The sequence below is a fragment of the Micromonospora sp. NPDC048170 genome (assembly GCF_040652795.1).
GTDB lineage: Bacteria > Actinomycetota > Actinomycetes > Mycobacteriales > Micromonosporaceae > Micromonospora.
The window spans coordinates 14,112-31,183 of the sequence record NZ_JBEZMR010000020.1 but is presented as its reverse complement, the minus strand read 5'-3'; the positions used below and the strand labels follow the sequence as shown (position 1 = coordinate 31,183).

Sequence of the window (17,072 nt, the reverse complement as noted above, 5' to 3'; positions counted from 1 at the left end):
TCGGGCGGTGGCGGAACCCGACCTGACCCTGACCGCGAGCCTGCGGCCGGCGGCCCTGGACGCCCGACGGGGCATCGTCCGGCTGCACCCGGAGGTGCTCACCGCGCTGGCGCTGCGCCCCGGCGACCCGGTGCGGCTGGCCGGCCGGCGAACGACCGCCGGCATCGTCGCACCGGCCGAGCCGACCGCGAGCACCGCGCTGGTCTACGCGGACGACCTGATGCTGGGCAACCTCGGGATCCGCGACGGCGGCCAGGTGACGGTGAGCCGCCTGCCGGTCACGCCGGCCAGCCGGGTGCTCCTCGCCGGGCCGGCGCAGATCGCCGCCGTGGTCTCCCCCGAGATGCTCCGGCTGGCCCTGCTGGGCAAGGTGGTGACGACCGGGGACGACGTGTCGCTGCTGCCGCAGGACGTGCTGCCGGACGCCTCGGTACGCAGCCTGGTGGAAGCCGCCCGGCGCAGCCTCTCCAACAGCGTCGGTTACGCGTGGACCAGCACCCTGCTCACGGTGGTCGCGGCCGAACCCGACACCGGTTCGCTGGTCACGATGGACACCGTGGTCGGCTGGGAGCACGGCCAGACGACCCACGGCTCCGCCGGCACCGGGCCCACCCCGGGCTCGGCGCGCGCCCGGGCAGGCGGCGCGCCAGTCCCGGGCCGGCTGCGTCCCACGGGCCCGGGGGACGTGCGCCTTCCGACCGCCGTGGACGCCACCGGACGGCCCGGCGGCATCGACGACGGGGCACCGGCGGTGGACGAACTGCCCGGGCTGCGGGCGCAGGCCGAGGAGCTCACCGAGCTGCTCGACCTCGGCTTCCACCACCGGGAGGTGCTCGGCCGGCTGGGCACCACCGTCTCCCTGGGCGTGCTGATCGCCGGGCCGGCCGGCTCCGGCAAGGCGGCGCTGGTGCGCGCCGTGGCCGCCCGCGTCGGGGCCCGGGTCAGTCCGCTCTGGGCGCCCGAGGTGGCCGCCCTGACCAACCAGGCCGCCGCCGACCGGCTGCGCGCCGCCGCGGCCGAGGCACGCGCGGACGGCCCCGGGGTGCTGCTGGTCACCGACGTGGAGGCGCTCGCCCCCGCCGACGAGCCGGGGCCGGTGGCCACCGTGTTCCGGCAGGTGGTCGCCGAGACCGTACGGGCGGGGGCGGCGGTCGTCTGCACCACGGGCCGGCCCGAGGCCGTCGACCCCGCGCTACGCGCCCCGGACCTGCTCTCGCTGCGGATCAGCGTCCCGCTGCCGGACGCGGCCCTGCGCCGGGAACAGTTGACGGTGCTGACCCGGCAGGTCCCGCTCGCCGACGACGTACGGCTCGACGAGGTCGCCGGGCGTACCCCCGGATTCGTCGCCGCCGACCTGGCCGCGCTGGTCCGCGAGGCCGGGGTCCGCGCGGCGCTGCGGCAGAAGGCGGCCGAGACGCCGACGGTGGCGATGGCCGACTTCACCGCCGCGCTGGAGGTGGTGCGCCCGACCACCATGGCCGCGTCCACCCTGGAGCTGGCCTCGGTGACGCTGGACGACGTGGGCGACCTGACGGAGGTCAAGGAGACGCTGACCGAGTCGGTGCTCTGGCCGCTGACCTACCCGGACACCTTCGCCCGGCTCGGCGTGCAGCCGCCGCGCGGGGTGCTCCTCTACGGCCCGCCCGGCTGCGGGAAGACCTACCTGGTGACGGCGCTGGCCGGCTCGGGGCGGGCGAACGTGCTCTCGGTGAAGGGCGCGGAACTGCTGTCGAAGTGGGTGGGCGAGAGCGAGCGCGCGGTCCGCGAGCTGTTCCGCCGGGCCCGGGACGCCGCGCCCACCCTGATCTTCCTGGACGAGGTGGACGCGCTCGCCCCGGTACGCGGCCAGGCCAGCGACGGCGGCACCACGGACCGGGTGGTGGCCGCGCTGCTGACCGAGCTGGACGGCGTCGAGGCGCTGCGCAACGTGGTGGTCGTCGGCGCGACGAACCGACCCGACCTGGTGGACCCGGCGCTGCTACGCCCGGGGCGGCTGGAACGGCTCGTCTACGTGCCGCCGCCGGACGGGCCGGCGCGGGCGGAGATCCTGCGCGCCTCGTCGCGGAACGTGCCGCTGGCATCCGAGGTGGATCTCGCGGCGCTGGGCGGTGAGCTGGACGGCTTCTCGGCGGCGGACTGCGCCGCGCTGGTCCGGGAGGCGGCGCTGGCCGCCATGCGGGAGTCGCTGACCGCGTCCACGGTCACCGCCGCGCACGTGGCGGCGGCCCGCTCCCGGGTCCGCCCGTCCCTCGACCCGGCCCAGGTCGCCTGGCTCGCCGCCTACGCCGAGAAACGGGCCGGCTGAGCGCCGGCTGATCCGGCGCGGCACGCCGGGCGGGCGGTCAGCGGTGGGCGGGCGGTCAGTCGGTGGGCAGGAGGGGGCCGAGGGGCCCGAGGTCGAGGTTCAGGTCCTCGGGGGCGAGGCCGAAGTACTCCCGCAGCCCCGTCATCTGCTCCTCCAGCGCCATCAGCGTGGTGCCGATCCGCTCGACCTGCTCCTCGGTGAGGTCGCCGAGGTCGACCCGGCGCAGCGCCTGTCGCTCCATGAGCTGCCGCAGCAGCTCGATCACGGTGAGCACGAGGCTGGCCAGCCCCCGCTCGACGGAGTCCCGGTCGACGGCGAGCCGGCGGTCCAGCGGGGTCACCCGGGGTGGCTGCCACCGGGTGTCACCGAGCGCGGCGGCGAGTTCGGCGGCCTCGTCCCGGCGGATGCCATCGCCGTCCGCACGGTTGCCGGGGGCGGTCATGCCGGCGTTCCCGGCGTCCCGGGGGCACCGCCAGCGGCGGCGTCCCGCAGTTCCGGCGGGGCCAGCGCGCCGACGGAGGCGACCAGCGCGCGCAGGGAGATCCTGACCAGGTCGACGTCGGCGATGGCGATGGTGATGTCGCCGCTGATGACCACGCCGGTCGCGAGGACCCGGTCCAGCAGGTCGACCAGGGCCACCGGTCGGTAGGCGAGCGGGTCGTCGGCGCTGCTCGGCGCGAGCGACGTGGTCACCGCGCCGCCCCCCGGACGGTCACCCGGGCTGGCCGCCAGGCGGTCACCCGGGCGGTCAGCACGACGGCTCCCGTACGGTGAGCGCCGGCTCGGCGGGCCGCTCCTCGGCGAAGGAGTACGGCGGCCACGGGCCGGTCAGCTCCAGTCGGATCTCCGGGTGCCGCCCGGCCAGCGCGGCGGCAAGTCGGCGGAATCCGTCGACCGCCCCGTGCCCGACCAGGTACGCGCCGTTGAGCACCATCGCGGTCGGCGCGCCGGAGAGCCGGCGGTCCTGCGGGGCGTGCCGCCGGACGGCCACCGCGTGCCCGGCCAGTGCCCCGTGCACGGCGGAGGCGGCGTCGGCGGCGATCCGCTGGCCCTCCTCGCGGGCGGTGAGCTGGGCCCGCCGCCGCCGCAGGTACGCCGCCCCGGCGCCGCCGGACCCGGCGGGCTCCGCCGGACGGGGCGTCGCGCCCGGCACCACGTACCCCTTGACGCCCCACTCGTCGTGGCCGGTGAGCCGGTCCAGGACGGCGGTCAGTTCGACCCGGCGGGCGGTGAGCTGCCCCGCCACCCGGGCGTCGTCGTGGTGCACGGTGGCCAGCCGGGCGGGCACCACGGCGCCGCCGCGGGACAGGGCCGCGACCACCGCGTGGTGCGTCCGGGCCGCCCGCTCCAGCCAGGCCAGGTCCTCCAGGTTGCGGCGCAGCGCTTCCTCGCCGTACTCGGACAGCGGCGCGGCGCTGACGACGGCGACCAGGCCGGCGGCCCGCACCGCCCGCACCGCAGCACCGTCCATCCCGAAGGTCGTGGCGAGCAGGGCCGCATCGACGTCCCGCGTCACGCCGTGCAGCCACACCCCGACGCCGGGGCCCGCCGGCCCGGTGGCCGGCACGAGGTCAGCCGTCGAACTCATCCCACTCCTCCCTGCGGGCGGCCTCCCGGGCGACCCGGGGACGGCGTTCCGCCTCCACCTGCTCCGGGTCCCGTGGGCCGGGCTCCACCGGCGGCCTCGCCCGGGAGCTGAGCCACGGGTCGTGCTCCCACCAGTCGATGCCGATCTGCCGGGCCGTGTCGACCGACGCGATGACCAGCCGCAGCTTGAGCGTCAGCAGTTCGATGTCGAGCAGGCTGACCCGGATGTCGCCGGCGATCACGATGCCCCGGTCGAGCACGCGTTCCAGGATGTCGCCGAGATTGGCCGGCTCGTGCCCGGCCGGCAGGACCTGGCCGGAGTTCTGCACCACCGGCGGCGGCTGCACGCTCACCTCACCCCACCTCGCCCTTCCCACGCTGGTAGCGCCGCACCCGCCGGTAGCCGAGCAGGCCGCCCTCCAGGTCCAGCTCCACCTCGTAGAGGCCGAGCAGGTCGGTGGAGCTGGGGATACGGCGGTCCTCGACCACCTCCACCCCGACCAGCCAGCCGTCCCGCGACGCCTTCAGCGAGGTGGTACCCACCGGGTCCCGGCCGGTCAACTCGACGATCTGCCGCATTCCCTCGCGCGCCGCCTCGGCGGCCGGGATCGGTTCGAGGTACTCCTCCTCGTCGTCGTACCGGTCTTCGACGGGCTCGCTCCTACGCGCCCGACCGCCGTCGCCGCGGATCAGATCCACCATCGCGCTCACCTCCCTCACCGCCGCCGCGCGACACCCGCCGCGCCCGTTCCGTACCGGCCTGCCGGGCCCGCTCCGGGCCGGGCTGGCGCCGGGTCCCGCCGTTCTCCCGGCGGGGCCCGGGACCGTTCCGGGCCGGGCTCCGGCCCCGCCCGGGCACCGGTCGGCGGGCACCGCCGGTCAGCCGTTCCAGCACCTGCTGCTGCCCCCGGTCCCGTTCCGCGGCGCTGATCTCGCCGGCGGCCTCCGCCGCGTCCAGCGCCTCCAGCTCCCGCCGGACGTTGACGGGGTCGTGCTGCCGCGACTCCGCCTCCCGGGCGATCACCTTCACCACCGCGGTCAGCCCACGCATCGGCGCGTACGGCAGGGTCAGCAGCGTCCACAGGATGTCCATCCGTCACCCCGTCAACTGGTGGGCGCTGACGAAGTCGTACGGGGCGAGCGGGCCGAGCAACCGCATCCGGATCAGCTCCCGGCGCTGCTCGGCGTACTCCTCGACCGCCGCGACGAACTCGTCCTCCCGGTCCTGTCCGACCAGGAAGGCGGCGTTCGCCGCGTCCAGCTCGTTGCTCGGCGGCCTCGTGGCGCTCGCCACGACGAGCGGGCCGAGCGCGTCGACCAGCTGCCGGTTCTCCGCCTCCCGGCGCAGTTCCACCGCCTGGCTGATGATCTCGCCGAGGCGGATCCGCTGCGGCCGGGTGGCCGCCTCCGGCTGCCCGCGCACCTGGTCCGCCAGTCCGGCGGCGGCCGGGTCGTCCGCCAGCACCGCCGCGATCAGGTTCGCCTCGTCGTAGCGCCCGTGCACCGTGTACTGGATCCGGCCCTCGAACTCGTCGAGGGCGGCGGCGAACCGGTCGTGGTGCGCGGACAGCAGGTCGGCGGCCCCGTCGGGCCCGGTGACGACCGTGCCGAAGCGCACCGGCAGCACCGGCGCCACCGCCGCCGTGCCGTCCACCAGTTCCTGGTACGCGGTCAGGTCCGCCGGCCGGCCGATCGGCTCGGTCAGGCTCATCCCGCTGACCAGCGCGGCCAGCTCGCCGTGCCGGACCACCGTCACCTCTCCGGGCGGGTCGCCGACCCCGACGGCGTCCGGGGTCGGCTCCACGTCGGCGGGGACGATGCCGTAGATGAACAGTCCGGTCTCCTCGGTCATGCTCAGCGCTCCTCGTCCCGGCGTCGCCGGGGCCGGTCCCGGTCGTCCGATCCCAACTCGTCGACGGCGTCCTTGACCGCGCCGCCGATCGCCCCGACCGTCTTGCCGATCCCGGACGCCGCCTTTCCGGCGCCGACCGCCCCCGAGGCTCCCTCCACCAGGTCGGGCAGCCCCTTCTGGTTCTTCGGGGTGATGTCGAACCGGTCGACCGCCTCCGCGAAGCGCAGGTAGGTCTCCACGCTGGCGATGACGATCCGGGCATTGATCTCCAGTAGCTGGATGCCGACCACGGCGATCGAGACCTGGGCGTCGATCACCACGCCCTTGTCCAGCACGGTCTCCACGACATCCGCCAGGCTGGCGCCCCCGCCACCGCGTTCGAGGGCGCCGCCGGCCTGACCCGTACTCGTCGCGACCGTCACTCGCGCTCCTCCCGTCGACGGCGGACCACGGGTCGGCGGGGCGCCTCCGGGGAACGGCGGGCCCGGGGCTCCTCACGGGGGCGGGGCTCCTCCCTCGGCTGCGGGCGGCGCGCCCGCTCCGGGGCACGGCGACGCGGCGGGGCCTGCTCCTCCTCCGGTTCCTCCTCGTACTCGTCGTAGTCGCCCTCGTCGTACTCGTCCGCGTACTCCTCCTCCGCCGGGCGGCGGCGCTGCGGCGGCCGGCGACGGCCACGCTCGGCGGGCCGGCGTTCCTCGCGCGGTTCCTCCTCGGCCTCCTCCTCCGGCTCGGGCTCGCGCCGGCCGCGCGGCTCGCGCTCCTCCCGGCCCTCGCCCTCCCGCTGCCGCTCGTGTTCCTCCTGCTCCTCGCGCAGCGCGGTCTCGTGGTCCCGGACCACCTGCGAGTCCTCGATCTCACCGCGCCAGCCCTGCACCGAGTCCGGGTCGAGGACGGTCCGGGTCATCACGTGCCGGACGAAGTGCTTCAACTCCAGCCGGACGCGGCGGCCCTGGGCACGCCACAGGTTGCCGGTGTGCTCGAAGAGACCCTGCGGGTGGTACTCCAGCACCACCAGGATCCGGGTCAGATCGGGTGTCAGCTCGTGGAAGCTGACCGTGCCGTCGACGGAGCCCTTCTCGCCCTTGGAGCGCCAGTGGATCAGCCTGTCCGGGATCTGCCGCACGACGGTGGACTCCCAGGTGCGGTGCGACCAGAGGACCTGCGCCTTCCAGGTCAGCTTCTCGTCCGACTCGGTGTCGACGTTCTCCACCTTCTTCATGAAGCTCGGGAAGTCGCCGAACTGGGTCCACTGGTCGTACGCGACCCGGGCCGGCACGCCGACCTCGATGGTCTCCACGATGTTGGTGACCTTGGGCTTCTTGCCACCGCCGCCACCGCCGCCCTTGCCGCCCTTGCCGAGAGCCGACATCACCTTCTCCTTACCGCCGGCCAGCCCGGCATGGACCATCGCCTTCACCGGTGAGCTGCCCTCGGCGAGTTTCTGCGCACCCGTGGCGGCGGCGATCAGGCCAGGCCCCCCGCCCTGCTTCGCGTAGTCGCTGAGTCGGCCGGTCGCACCCGTGATCCGCTCCGTCACCGCCTGCACCGCGCGTTCGCCGATGGCGCTGGCCAGGTTCCGTGCCTCCCCGGCGAGTTGGCCCCGGACCTTGTTCCCGAGGCCGCCGGGGTTCGTCGTGTCCGCCACGGTCACCGCCTCCGCTGCTCGGTGTCGGTGTCCCGCTGCTCAGCGGCGGTGTCCCGGTCCGGCTGGTCGCCGTCGGCCGACCTGCCGTCGGGCGTGCCGGCGCCGCCCTTGCGGCGCAGCGTGTCGGCCGAGCCGCGCAGCTTGCCACTGAGCGCGTCGATGCCGCTGCCGGCCGCGGCGGTCGCCGCCGCCTTCGAGGCGGCGGCGAGCGGGCCGCCGAGACGGCCGAGGTTGCTCAACTGCGGGGACGACTGGAGCAGGTTGCCACCTGCCTTCAGGAGTCCGCCGGGCTCCCGACTGGCCCGCCCGGCCGCGACCGCGGCGGCCAGGACGAGAGCGGTACGCAGCTTGCGCCGGCGGCCGAGCAGGTAGCCGAAGCCGACCGCGAGCCCGATTCGTGATCCGCTGTTCATCAGTACTCCTTCGCTCCCCGGAGCGCCGGACACCTGACGGTAATGGTCGGAACAATGGCCGCCGGGGATCGGAACATGCCGGACCGCAAAACAGGTGTCCCACTCAATCGGACCCGACGATCACTACCCGGCGCCCTATCGGCGAAACATTTCCACGCTTTCCCGGGCACATTCGACCGAAGCCGGGGTCGACACCCGTCAAGGCGCCCGAAAAAGGACGTCAAGGCAGGATTGAGCAGGAAGAACGCCAGACAGAGTGGCGCCCGACAGAAGGCCGCAGAATTGCCGTCACAACGCCGGAAGCGTCGAATCCAGGCACATCTCGGCGTGCACCTTACTGCCGTCCTCGCACAATTTCGCGCCGCACTTCTCCAGCACGGAAACAGCTCCGTGATTGTCGGCTGTGGTCTCCGCCACCACGAGCCGCATTCCGGCCGCAGCCGCCTCGTTCAGCAACTCACGCAGGGCGGCCGCGCCGATCCCCTGACCCCGCGCGGAGCGCCCCAGCCACATCCCGGTCTCGACGGTGCCCGGCTCGTCGCGGCGGGCCATCCGGATCACGCCGACCACCTCGCCGCCGGCCAGGATCGCGTACATCCGGGTGCGGCTCGGGCCGTCCAGGCCACCGAAGCTCGCCCGGTGGAACTCCCGGAACGCCTCCCGCCGGGCGTGCGACCACCCTGCCGGAGCCTCCACCGGCGGCATCACGTCGCCCGGCTCCGCCTCGGCAGCCGCCACGGAGAGCAACGGCTCGAGGTTCCGCTCGTCCACCGGCTCCAACCGGACCGTTCCTGCCACGTGCCGCAGTCTGCCGCCGCCACCGGCCCCAAGTCCACCCCGTCGGGCGGCGACTGGCGATCCGGCGGCAGGTACCGGCCGGTCGGCCCGCGTCGTTTCCACCTCACGCTCCGCTGTCGACCGCCGTCCGGCCGGGCCAGCGTGGCGGCGTGCCGGGGTGCCGGCGTTCCCCCGGTTCCCCGCCGGGACGCCCCGGCCGCTGCGAAACTTGGCCCGTGAGCACTAACGAGGTCCGGGTGAACACCCGGCGGTTGGCGCCGGCGGCCCCCGGGGCCAGGGTGACCCGGCTGGAGCTCTTCTACGACCTCGTGTTCGTCTTCGCGTTCATCAATGTCACCACCGCCTCCGCCAAGACCCTCCGCGAGGGTGGCGTGCTGGGCAGCCTCCTGGTGCTGGCGCTGCTGTGGAGCGCCTGGACGGGTTTCGCCACGCTCGGTAACGTCATCCGCGCCGACCGGGGCATCATGCCCCTGTTTGGGTTCGCCACCATGGCCGTGATCTTCGTGGCGTCGGTGTCGCTGCCGGAGGCGTTCACCGACAAACCCCCGGGGCTGCCCGGCGACCTGGTCTTCGTGGGCTGCTACCTGGTGGTCCGCAACCTTCAACTGCTGGCCTTCTGGTACGCGCTGCGCAACGACCCGCGCCTGCGGCCCCGCTGGCACAGGATCGCCGTGCCGCCGCTGGTCACCGTGTCCCTGCTGCTCCTCGCTGCATTGGTGCCGCACCGCCTCTTCGACGGCGACGCGGAGGCAGCCGTCCGGGCCGGGCTGTGGGTGCTGGCCATCGCCGTGGCGTTCGGGATGACCCAGCAGACCCGCTTCCAGGGGCTGACCGTCGTGTCGGCCGGGCACTGGGCGGAGCGGCACGCCCAGATAGTGCTCATCGCGCTCGGTGAGTCGATCATCTCCCTCGGGCTGGGCCCGGGCCTCGACACCGGGCTGCCGCTCACCTGGCCGATCATCGGCGCGGCGACGCTCGGCATCGTGGTGATCGCCGCCCTCTGGTGGATCTACTTCGACAGCCGCGCGATCGCCGGGGAGCGTGCGCTGCACCGCGTCCACGGCCCCGCCCGGATCGCGCTCGCCCGGGACGCCTACACCTACCTGCACCTGCCGATGATCGCCGGGACCATCCTCTTCGCCCTGGGCCTGAAGCGGGTCCTGGCGGAGATCGGCGACCCCACGGGCATCGGGTTGCACGAGCGGGTCGACAGGCTCGACGCCATCGTGCTGTACGGGGGCGTGGGCCTCTACCTCCTGGCGGTGCTGGGATTCCAGTACCGGACCGTGCACCGGGTCAGCCGGCTCCAGATGGTCTCGGTGGCGGTGCTGTTCGCGCTGATCCCACTGGCCACCGCGCTACCGGCCTTCGGGGCGCTGGCCCTGCTGGCGGTGGTCATCGTGCTCGTGGCAACCGTGGACAGCGTCCGGTACCGACATCACCGGCGGCTGCTGCGTCAGGAGAAGTTCGACGAGGAACGGGCGTTGGAGGCCGGGGAGACCGAGTGGCGCCGCCGCTACCTGGAACAGCAGCACACGCCCCGCGAGGACCATCCGCCGGAGGCAGCCGTCGCGCCTTGAGCGACCCCGATCGACGGCGGGCCCGACCGGGCTGGAACCGGCCGCGGCGCTGCCGGCCCAGGCGGGCGGGCCGGTCAGGACGGGCCGGTGTCGAACTCGCAGAACACCACCGAGGCGTCGTCCGCGTGCTTGTGCCGGCGCAGGCGGTCCTGGTGGTCGCGCTCCGCGGCGCGTACCCGGTCGATCAACGCGCCCGGTCCCTCGGCCGTCGCCACGTCCAGCAGCCCCGCCCAGTCGACGAGCCGGAACTGCTCCACCAGCGCCGACGTGCCGTCGCTGAGCAGCGCCGCCCGGCGTACCGCGCCGGGCCCACGCAACGGCAGCGTCCCGGTCACCGCGTGGAACGCCGCGTCCGGGTCGGCGGCGGCCACCCAGTAGCCGTGGGTCCGGTTCATCCGCGCCCGCTGCATGTCGACCGCCTGCCGGATCCGGGTGGCCCGGTCCGCGGCTCCAGCCGGCAGGGCCGCGACCATGGTCCGCAGGTCCGCCGTCGCGGCGTCCAGCCGGTCGTCGGTGACCACGCTGACCTGGCCGCCCGCGTCGAGCACCAGTGGGCTGTCGCAGAGCACCAGGTGGTCGACGTGGTCGCCGCCGTCGCGCAGCAGGCAGACGGTGCTCGACGGGGTGCCCGGGTGGTCGAGGTCGCACTCGTCGCCGTGGTCGGCCCGGACCGCGAGGATCGCCGCCGCCAGGTTGCTCATCAGGGTCGCCGTCGGGCGGATCGCCTCCGCCAGTCCGAGCCGGGCCGCGAGATGCCGGACGTACCAGGCGGTCCCGTGCACGCAACCGGTGTCGAAGCCCTCCGGCGCGCTGGCGCCGTCCAGCACGCCGACCAGCGGCCCGAACCGGAAGACCAGATCCTCGTTGACCGGCCGGCCGGGCGGCGGCGCGGACGCGGAGCGTACCCGCATCGTCCGCGCCGCCCCGACCACCCGGGTCGCCTCAGCGGCGACGGAGGTCGTCGGCGGCCTCATGCGCCTGCCCCTGCATCTGGTGGGTCGCCGCACGGCCCTGCTCCCGGACTGCGGACGCGCCCCCTGCGGCGGTGGAACGCACCGACTCGGCCGCCTGCTGCGCCGGCTCGCGCAGGTTGTCGCGCATCTCGTGGCCGACGTGGCTCGCCTGCTCCCGCAGCTGCCCGGCCTGCGCGCGCAGCTGGTCGGAATGCTCGCTGACCATGCCCCTGGCCTGCCCGGCCAGCTGCCGTTCGGGACGGCTGGGCGGGATCAGCGACGAGACCAGCAGCCCGGCTCCGAAGGCGATCAGGCCGGCGGCGAGGGGATTGCCTTCCGCCTGCCGGCGGGACTGCTGCCCGAGCGAGCGGGCCTCGTCCCGCACCGAGACCGCGGCATGGGACATCTGCTCCCGGGACTGCTCCCCGAGCGCCCGCGTCGACTCGGCCGCGTACGACATCCGCTGACCTGCCGCCTGCGGCATCCGCTGACCGGCACCGTGCCCGTCCGGCTGCACGCCCATCACCTTCTCCCTGGCCCGGGTGAGCACGCCACGGGTCTGCCCGACGCGCTCACCGGCGATCCGTCGCGGGTTGACCCTGTCGGCCAGCGCGTCGACGTCGCTGCTCAGTTCGTTCCGGGTGTTCTCGATCTCCCACCGGATCCGGTCCGGATCGTTGGACATGATCTGCTCCCTCCCGACTGGTTCACCGGCCTCGCGCCGCATTCGGCATGTCCCGTACGGTCTGCTTCGTCCGGGGCAGCACCGAGCGCAACTGCGCCAGCTTCGCCCGCGCGTTGGCGAGCAGGACACCCGTGACGGCGGCCCAGACGACGGCCACGATCAGTGCGGCCCAGCCCTGGTCCATCACGTTGGACAGCCCCCACCACAGCGCGTACGACACGAACAGCACCGTCAGGAAACCGGCCAGCGCGGCCCCGCCGAACATGCCGCCGGCCTTGCCGGCCTGACCCGCCTCCTCGCGCAACTCCGCCTTGGCCAGCTCGACCTCCTTGCGGACCAGCGTGGAGAAGTCGCGGGTCACGTCGCCCAGCAGGTCGCCGACCGACTGCGTCCGTTCCTTCTCCGGGGCACTCACGGCGCCACCCCGCCCGGGATGTCCGGCCCCTGCCGGCCGGGTGGCGAGGCGTTGCGCACCCGGGCCATCCCCGTGTACGCCTCCTCGGGCAGGTACGGCGCCTCGACCGTCCGCTCGTACGGCCGCGGCCCGGTCATGGCGGGCGCGTTGGCCGGCATGGTCGGTGCGGCGGCCCGCTGCGGGGTCGACGGCTGGCTGGCGCCCCGTGCCCCGTCGCCCGAGGCGGTCAGGTTCCGGGTGAGCCGCCCGACCAGTACGCCGGCCACGGCCGCCCCGGCCAGGAAGGTGCCCGGGTGCCGGCGCGCGTACGCCCGCACCTCGTCGGCCACCGCGCCGGGTTCGCGCTCGTCGAGCCAGCCGGCCGCCTGCTGGGCGGCGTCCGCCACCCGGCGGACCGCCTGACCGGCCATCCCGGAGTCCGCACTCCGCTCCGCCATCGAATCGAGTTCGCGCCCGATGCCGCGCAGCCCGTCGGCCGCCCGGTGCTGCTGTGCCCGGGCCTGGTCGCGCAACTGCGTGCCGGCCTCGCCCGTCAGGTTGCGCGCCTGTCGGCGGGCCTCCGACGCCACCTGCGCGCCCTGTTCGGCAGCGGTGTGCGCGACCTGCCCGCCGGCCTGGGTCGCCTGGTGCCCGACCCGGGACGCCTCCTGTCGGGCCTGTTGGGCTCTGCCGGTCGCGCCGTCCGATGGCCGGTTCGGGTTGATCTGTGTCATCGCCCGCTCCCTCCGTCGGCCCCGGGCCGCAGGGTCACGGCCCGGAACGACTGCCGCGTACCCGCCCGGATCGCCGGCATGCCGTCCCGGCGCCCCGGCCACGGCGACCCGGCCACCACTGCGCTGAGCGGTACTGCGGATCGCGGTGACGCGGTGACGGCCGCGGTGACGCGGGCTACCACGAGATCTTGGTACGAAAGGGCCCCTCCGAGGGCCGTTTCGCACCAAGATCTCAACTGTTGACCTGCCCACGCCTGCGTTTTGTCCAGTTTTTGCCGCGATAGCCTGTCTCGGTCACCAGGGTTGGTCCCGCGCGATGGGGTCAGCGGCGGCGGTTGCGGGCTCGGGAGGATCGCAAGCGGCGCAACCGCCCGATCAGCACCGGCTCGGCCGCCAGGGCGGCCGGGTTGTCGAGCAGCGCGTTCAGCAACTGGTAGTAGCGGGTGGCCGAGAGGCCGAAGGTGTCCCGGATGGCCTGTTCCTTGGCGCCGGCATGCCGCCACCACTGCTGCTCGAAGGCGAGGATGCCCCGTTCCCGCTCGGTGAGGCCGTCCGGCCGGGCTTCCACCGAGACGTCGACGCCGTCACCGGGCGGGGCGCCGGTGTCGCCGGACGGCACCGGGGCGATGGCCGGGTCTGCCGCCGGGCGGGGGTGCGGAACGACGGCCGCCCCGGCATCCGCACCGGTGCGGGGCTGCGGGACGACGCCGTCGGCGTCGACCGCCTCACCGGTCGTACCCGCCCCGCTCGCCCGATCCGCCACGCCGGGCCGATCCGCCACGGGCGGCTCGGTGGCGGCCGGGGCGGCGTCGGCGGGTTGCATGGCGCTCCTCGTGGGCTGGCGGGCGGCACACCACGACGCCGACCGGGGGACCACCAGCCTAACCAGGGCAGACCCGGTTCGCATCGGACGACGGCGCCGGAACGTGACCGCCCCGGTTCACGCCGTGCCCGGGCGGCTCCCCTACACCGCCCGGGCGGCAAGCCCGGGCGACCGGCGCGAGGCGACGCGCCGGCCCCGGAGGGCGACACGCCGCTCCGGGGCCGTGCGGTGCGACCGGAGGCCGGGGAGAGCCGCCGGTCGCACCGCCCAGTCAGGAGATGTCGCGCCGGCGCATCGCCCAGAGGGCCGCGCCGAGGATCACCGTGAACCCGACCGCCATCATCACCGAGGACTGCTGCCAGGTGATTTCCAACGTGTCCGGTTTGCACTCACCGAAGTAGGTGGCCTGGCAGGCGTTCCAGTCCTCCAGCGTCACCTTCTTCTGCAACCACGCCGTGGCGTAGGTGGGCAGCAGCCACGCCTCGGCGAAACGCACGCCCGCCATCGCGAGGAGGATGCCGAGGCCGAACTGGCCGACGACCATCAGGGCGATCACCCCGCCGAGGGCCATCGCGGTGTGCCGCCCCAGCGACGCGAGCGCGAACCCGATGGTCGTGACGACCATGGCGAGCACCAACCCGCGTAGCCCGGTCAGGGCGAAGGACTGCCAGGCCCCGGAGGTCATCTTCGCCGTGCTGCCGCGGAAGGTGGCGACCAGCCAGAAACTGCCGAACCAGAGCGCCGTCGTGGGCACCGCCAGGGCGACCAGCCCGGTGAGCAGCGCCGCCAGCTTCGTCAGCAGTACGGTCAGCCGCTTCGGCCGCCACAACAGCAGGTTCATCATGCCGCCGGTGTTCCACTCCGCCCCGACGAAGGAGGCGCCGACGACGAACCCGACCAGCGCCAGGATCGCCGCGAGCGGCAGCAGGGTGGCGTCGAAGCTCTTCCGGAAGTCGAAGGTGGAGGGCAGGAACCAGTCGGCCTGGATCGCCTCACGCGGCGGCGGCTGGATGACCGAACAGTCCTCCGGGAAGCCCTCGGACTTGCTCGTCCCAGCGGCCGTCGCCTTCTCGCACGCGGCGCGGTACTGCTGGTTCGCGCGTACATCCTGCTGCCACTGCTGCTCGGCGGCCCGCTCGGCCTTCGCCAGCACGGCGGCGTCGATCTTCTCGTTCGTGAAGAAGACCCCGACCACCACGGCCGCGAGCACCAGCAGGCCCAGCACGCTCATCCAGCGGGTGAAGCGCCGCTTGGCGAGCCGGCGCAACTCCGTACGGTAGAGGCTCACGCGCCCCACCCTCCTCCGGTGGCACCGGGCTGCCCCGCCCCACCGACCTTCGTGGACTGGTCGACCTGCCGGTGCTGGCCGGGTACCGGCGCGGTGGCGGTCAGTTCGAGGAAGACGCTCTCCAGGTCGACGGCGACCGGGACGAGCTCGCTGACGTAGAGGCCCTGCTCGGCGAGGAGCCGGGTCACCGTTGCCGGCTTGTCGACCCCGGCGAGCATCAGGTGGTCGGCCTGGCCGTCCACCCGGATCCCGGCGCGGGTCAGGGCTTCGGCGGCGACCGGCAGGTCGGTGACCGCCTCCAGCCGCACCCGGACCGCGCCGGAGGAGTGCTGGGCGAGCACCTGCTCGACCGGCCCGTGGGACACCCGCCGGCCGAGCGAGATGATGGTGACCGAGTCGCAGATGAGCTGGATCTCGCCGAGGATGTGGCTGGACAGCACCACGGTCATCCCCGACTCGGCGAGGTTGCGCGTCAGCGTGCGCATCTCCCGGATGCCGCCCGGGTCGAGGCCGTTGGCCGGCTCGTCGAGGATCAGCAGCCTCGGGTCCTTCAGCAGGGCCGAGGCGACGGCGAGCCGCTGCTTCATGCCGAGCGAGTAGGTCTTGACCCGCTCGCCGGCACGGTCGCGCAGCCCGACCAGTTCCAGCACCTCGTCGATCCGGTGTCGCGGCACGTCGCCGGCGCCGGCGAGCAGGGACAGCGTGTCCCGCGCCGTGAAGTGCGGGAAGAACTGCGGGCTCTCCACGATCGCGCCGACCTGGCCGGCGACGGTGGACAGCGCTGCGGGCACCTCGTGCCCGAGGATCGTCATCCGGCCGCCGTCGGGCCGGATGAGGCCGAGCAGCGTACGCAGAGTGGTGGTCTTGCCCGACCCGTTGGGGCCGAGGAAGCCGTGCACCTGCCCCTCTTCGACCCGCATGTCGAAACCGTCGAGCGCGTTGCGGGTGCCGCGCCGACGGCTCTTGTACGTCTTGCGGAGACCTTCGATCTCCAGGACAGCTGGCAAGCTGCACCTCCCCCGATGGGTGTATGACACGCGACACCATACGCGGTATGCACCGGGCCGCAATACCCGGTATGCATCGCCACGCCGATCGGGTGAAAGGAAGGGCCCCTTCCTATGCGCCAGGCGTCAGGAAGGTTGCCCTCCCTTTCACCTCAGGCGCAGACGACGGTCACGCCGGCGGCGCGGAACGCCTCCACCACCTCGGGGCTGGCCCCGGAGTCGGTGACCAACGTCTCCACCCGGTCCACCGGGCAGATCCGGGCGAAGGCGTGACCACCCAGCTTGGACGAGTCGGCGATTATCACGACCCGCTTGGCCCGGGCCACCATCAGGTTGTTCATCGCCGCCTCACCCTCGTGGTGGGCGGCGGCGCCGAGCTGCGGGTCGATCGCGTCCACGCCGAGCAGGGCGACGTCCAGGGTGACCTCGCGCAGCAACGCCCCGCCCAGCGGGCCGACCAGCTCGAACGACTTCGGGCGGACCACGCCGCCGGCCACCACGACCTTCATCCGGGAGCGGACCAGCAGCTCGTTGGCGATGTTCAGCGCGTTGGTGACCACGGTGAGCTGGGCACCCTCGGCGCTGGTGTTCAGGTCGGGCCGGACGGCGAGGGCCCGGGCCACCTCCGTGCTGGTCGTGCCGCCGTTGAGGCCCACCACGGTGCCCGGCGAGACCAGCGCGGCGGCGGCGGTGCCGATCCGCTGCTTCTCCGCCGAGTGCTTCGCGGTCTTGTAGCGCAGCGGCAGGTCGTACGAGACGCCGTTGGCGACCGCGCCACCCCGGGTCCGGGTGATCATCTGCTGTTGGGCGAGCTGGTCGAAGTCGCGCCGGATGGTGGCCTGGGAGACGTCCAGCCGCTCGGCGGCCTCCTCGACGCTGACCCGGCCGTTGTCGGTCAACATCTCGAGCAGGGCGTTCCATCTGGCGTACCGGTCCACCCCGGGCCCTCCAGCTACTGCGCGGTCGGTGATTGATTGCGTGCACAGTAGTGCGCGAAACTACGAGGGC

The 17,072-nt window shown here is 74.1% G+C and carries 20 protein-coding genes and 1 pseudogene; 2 read left to right on the top strand and 19 right to left on the bottom strand.

What is annotated here, in order from left to right:
• Window positions 1-7: 7 nt before the first annotated feature.
• A complete protein-coding gene (locus AB0D32_RS22360; RefSeq protein WP_357093292.1) occupies window positions 8-2,305 on the top strand; it encodes an AAA family ATPase in 2,298 nt (765 codons plus the stop codon).
• A 55-nt stretch (window positions 2,306-2,360) separates the two neighbouring features.
• Here the strand turns inward: AB0D32_RS22360 and AB0D32_RS22355 are convergent, their stop codons facing one another.
• From AB0D32_RS22355 to AB0D32_RS22305, 11 genes and pseudogenes are all read right to left on the bottom strand, one after another.
• A complete protein-coding gene (locus AB0D32_RS22355; RefSeq protein ID WP_357093289.1) occupies window positions 2,361-2,747 on the bottom strand; it encodes a gas vesicle protein K in 387 nt (128 codons plus the stop codon).
• A complete protein-coding gene (locus AB0D32_RS22350; RefSeq protein ID WP_357093286.1) occupies window positions 2,744-2,998 on the bottom strand; it encodes a gas vesicle protein in 255 nt (84 codons plus the stop codon). The genes AB0D32_RS22355 and AB0D32_RS22350 overlap by 4 nt, the downstream gene beginning before the upstream one ends.
• A 55-nt stretch (window positions 2,999-3,053) precedes the next feature.
• Window positions 3,054-3,893 (bottom strand): GvpL/GvpF family gas vesicle protein, encoded by an 840-nt coding sequence (locus tag AB0D32_RS22345; protein WP_357093283.1) that lies wholly within the window; start codon window positions 3,891-3,893, stop codon window positions 3,054-3,056.
• Window positions 3,877-4,245: a gas vesicle protein gene (locus AB0D32_RS22340; RefSeq protein ID WP_357093280.1), complete on the bottom strand. Its 369-nt coding sequence runs from the start codon at window positions 4,243-4,245 to the stop codon at window positions 3,877-3,879. Before AB0D32_RS22340 ends, AB0D32_RS22345 begins: the two co-directional genes overlap by 17 nt.
• Window position 4,246: 1 nt before the next feature.
• On the bottom strand, window positions 4,247-4,594 hold the full coding sequence (locus AB0D32_RS22335; RefSeq protein ID WP_357093277.1) for a gas vesicle protein: 348 nt from the start codon (window positions 4,592-4,594) through the stop codon (window positions 4,247-4,249).
• On the bottom strand, window positions 4,554-4,985 hold the full coding sequence (locus AB0D32_RS22330) for a gas vesicle protein GvpG (protein WP_357093275.1): 432 nt from the start codon (window positions 4,983-4,985) through the stop codon (window positions 4,554-4,556). The genes AB0D32_RS22335 and AB0D32_RS22330 overlap by 41 nt, the downstream gene beginning before the upstream one ends.
• A 3-nt stretch (window positions 4,986-4,988) precedes the next feature.
• Window positions 4,989-5,744 (bottom strand): GvpL/GvpF family gas vesicle protein, encoded by a 756-nt coding sequence (locus AB0D32_RS22325; protein ID WP_357093272.1) that lies wholly within the window; start codon window positions 5,742-5,744, stop codon window positions 4,989-4,991.
• 206 nt (window positions 5,745-5,950) lie between these two features.
• Window positions 5,951-6,100 (bottom strand): annotated as a pseudogene (gene gvpJ, locus AB0D32_RS22320) (gas vesicle protein GvpJ); the annotation flags it as partial.
• A gap of 62 nt (window positions 6,101-6,162) precedes the next feature.
• Window positions 6,163-7,389 carry an SRPBCC family protein gene (locus AB0D32_RS22315; RefSeq protein WP_357093269.1) on the bottom strand — a complete coding sequence of 409 codons (1,227 nt, stop codon included), beginning with the start codon at window positions 7,387-7,389 and terminating at the stop codon, window positions 6,163-6,165.
• A gap of 2 nt (window positions 7,390-7,391) precedes the next feature.
• Window positions 7,392-7,802 (bottom strand): hypothetical protein, encoded by a 411-nt coding sequence (locus AB0D32_RS22310; protein ID WP_357093266.1) that lies wholly within the window; start codon window positions 7,800-7,802, stop codon window positions 7,392-7,394.
• A gap of 288 nt (window positions 7,803-8,090) precedes the next feature.
• A complete protein-coding gene (locus AB0D32_RS22305) occupies window positions 8,091-8,600 on the bottom strand; it encodes a GNAT family N-acetyltransferase (RefSeq protein ID WP_357093263.1) in 510 nt (169 codons plus the stop codon).
• 215 nt (window positions 8,601-8,815) lie between these two features.
• Between AB0D32_RS22305 and AB0D32_RS22300 the strand changes: the two genes are divergently transcribed.
• Complete coding sequence (locus AB0D32_RS22300; protein ID WP_357093260.1) at window positions 8,816-10,180, top strand: low temperature requirement protein A; 1,365 nt, start codon at window positions 8,816-8,818, stop codon at window positions 10,178-10,180.
• A gap of 74 nt (window positions 10,181-10,254) precedes the next feature.
• On the opposite strand, the gene AB0D32_RS22295 is transcribed toward AB0D32_RS22300, so the two are convergent.
• From AB0D32_RS22295 to AB0D32_RS22260, 8 genes are all read right to left on the bottom strand, one after another.
• Window positions 10,255-11,154 (bottom strand): hypothetical protein, encoded by a 900-nt coding sequence (locus AB0D32_RS22295; RefSeq protein ID WP_357093258.1) that lies wholly within the window; start codon window positions 11,152-11,154, stop codon window positions 10,255-10,257.
• A complete protein-coding gene (locus AB0D32_RS22290) occupies window positions 11,123-11,818 on the bottom strand; it encodes a DUF3618 domain-containing protein (protein ID WP_357093255.1) in 696 nt (231 codons plus the stop codon). The genes AB0D32_RS22295 and AB0D32_RS22290 overlap by 32 nt, the downstream gene beginning before the upstream one ends.
• Before the next feature lie 22 nt (window positions 11,819-11,840).
• On the bottom strand, window positions 11,841-12,233 hold the full coding sequence (locus tag AB0D32_RS22285; RefSeq protein WP_357093252.1) for a phage holin family protein: 393 nt from the start codon (window positions 12,231-12,233) through the stop codon (window positions 11,841-11,843).
• The gene (locus tag AB0D32_RS22280) at window positions 12,230-12,946 is read right to left on the bottom strand and encodes a hypothetical protein (protein ID WP_357093249.1); all 717 of its coding nucleotides are present in this window, start codon (window positions 12,944-12,946) and stop codon (window positions 12,230-12,232) included. The genes AB0D32_RS22285 and AB0D32_RS22280 overlap by 4 nt, the downstream gene beginning before the upstream one ends.
• 322 nt (window positions 12,947-13,268) lie before the next feature.
• A complete protein-coding gene (locus AB0D32_RS22275) occupies window positions 13,269-13,769 on the bottom strand; it encodes a DUF3263 domain-containing protein (RefSeq protein ID WP_357093247.1) in 501 nt (166 codons plus the stop codon).
• 271 nt (window positions 13,770-14,040) lie between these two features.
• Window positions 14,041-15,057 (bottom strand): ABC transporter permease subunit, encoded by a 1,017-nt coding sequence (locus tag AB0D32_RS22270; protein ID WP_357093244.1) that lies wholly within the window; start codon window positions 15,055-15,057, stop codon window positions 14,041-14,043.
• On the bottom strand, window positions 15,054-16,064 hold the full coding sequence (locus AB0D32_RS22265) for an ATP-binding cassette domain-containing protein (protein WP_357093241.1): 1,011 nt from the start codon (window positions 16,062-16,064) through the stop codon (window positions 15,054-15,056). Before AB0D32_RS22265 ends, AB0D32_RS22270 begins: the two co-directional genes overlap by 4 nt.
• Window positions 16,065-16,216: 152 nt before the next feature.
• A complete protein-coding gene (locus tag AB0D32_RS22260; protein ID WP_357093238.1) occupies window positions 16,217-17,002 on the bottom strand; it encodes a DeoR/GlpR family DNA-binding transcription regulator in 786 nt (261 codons plus the stop codon).
• Window positions 17,003-17,072 lie beyond the last annotated feature (70 nt).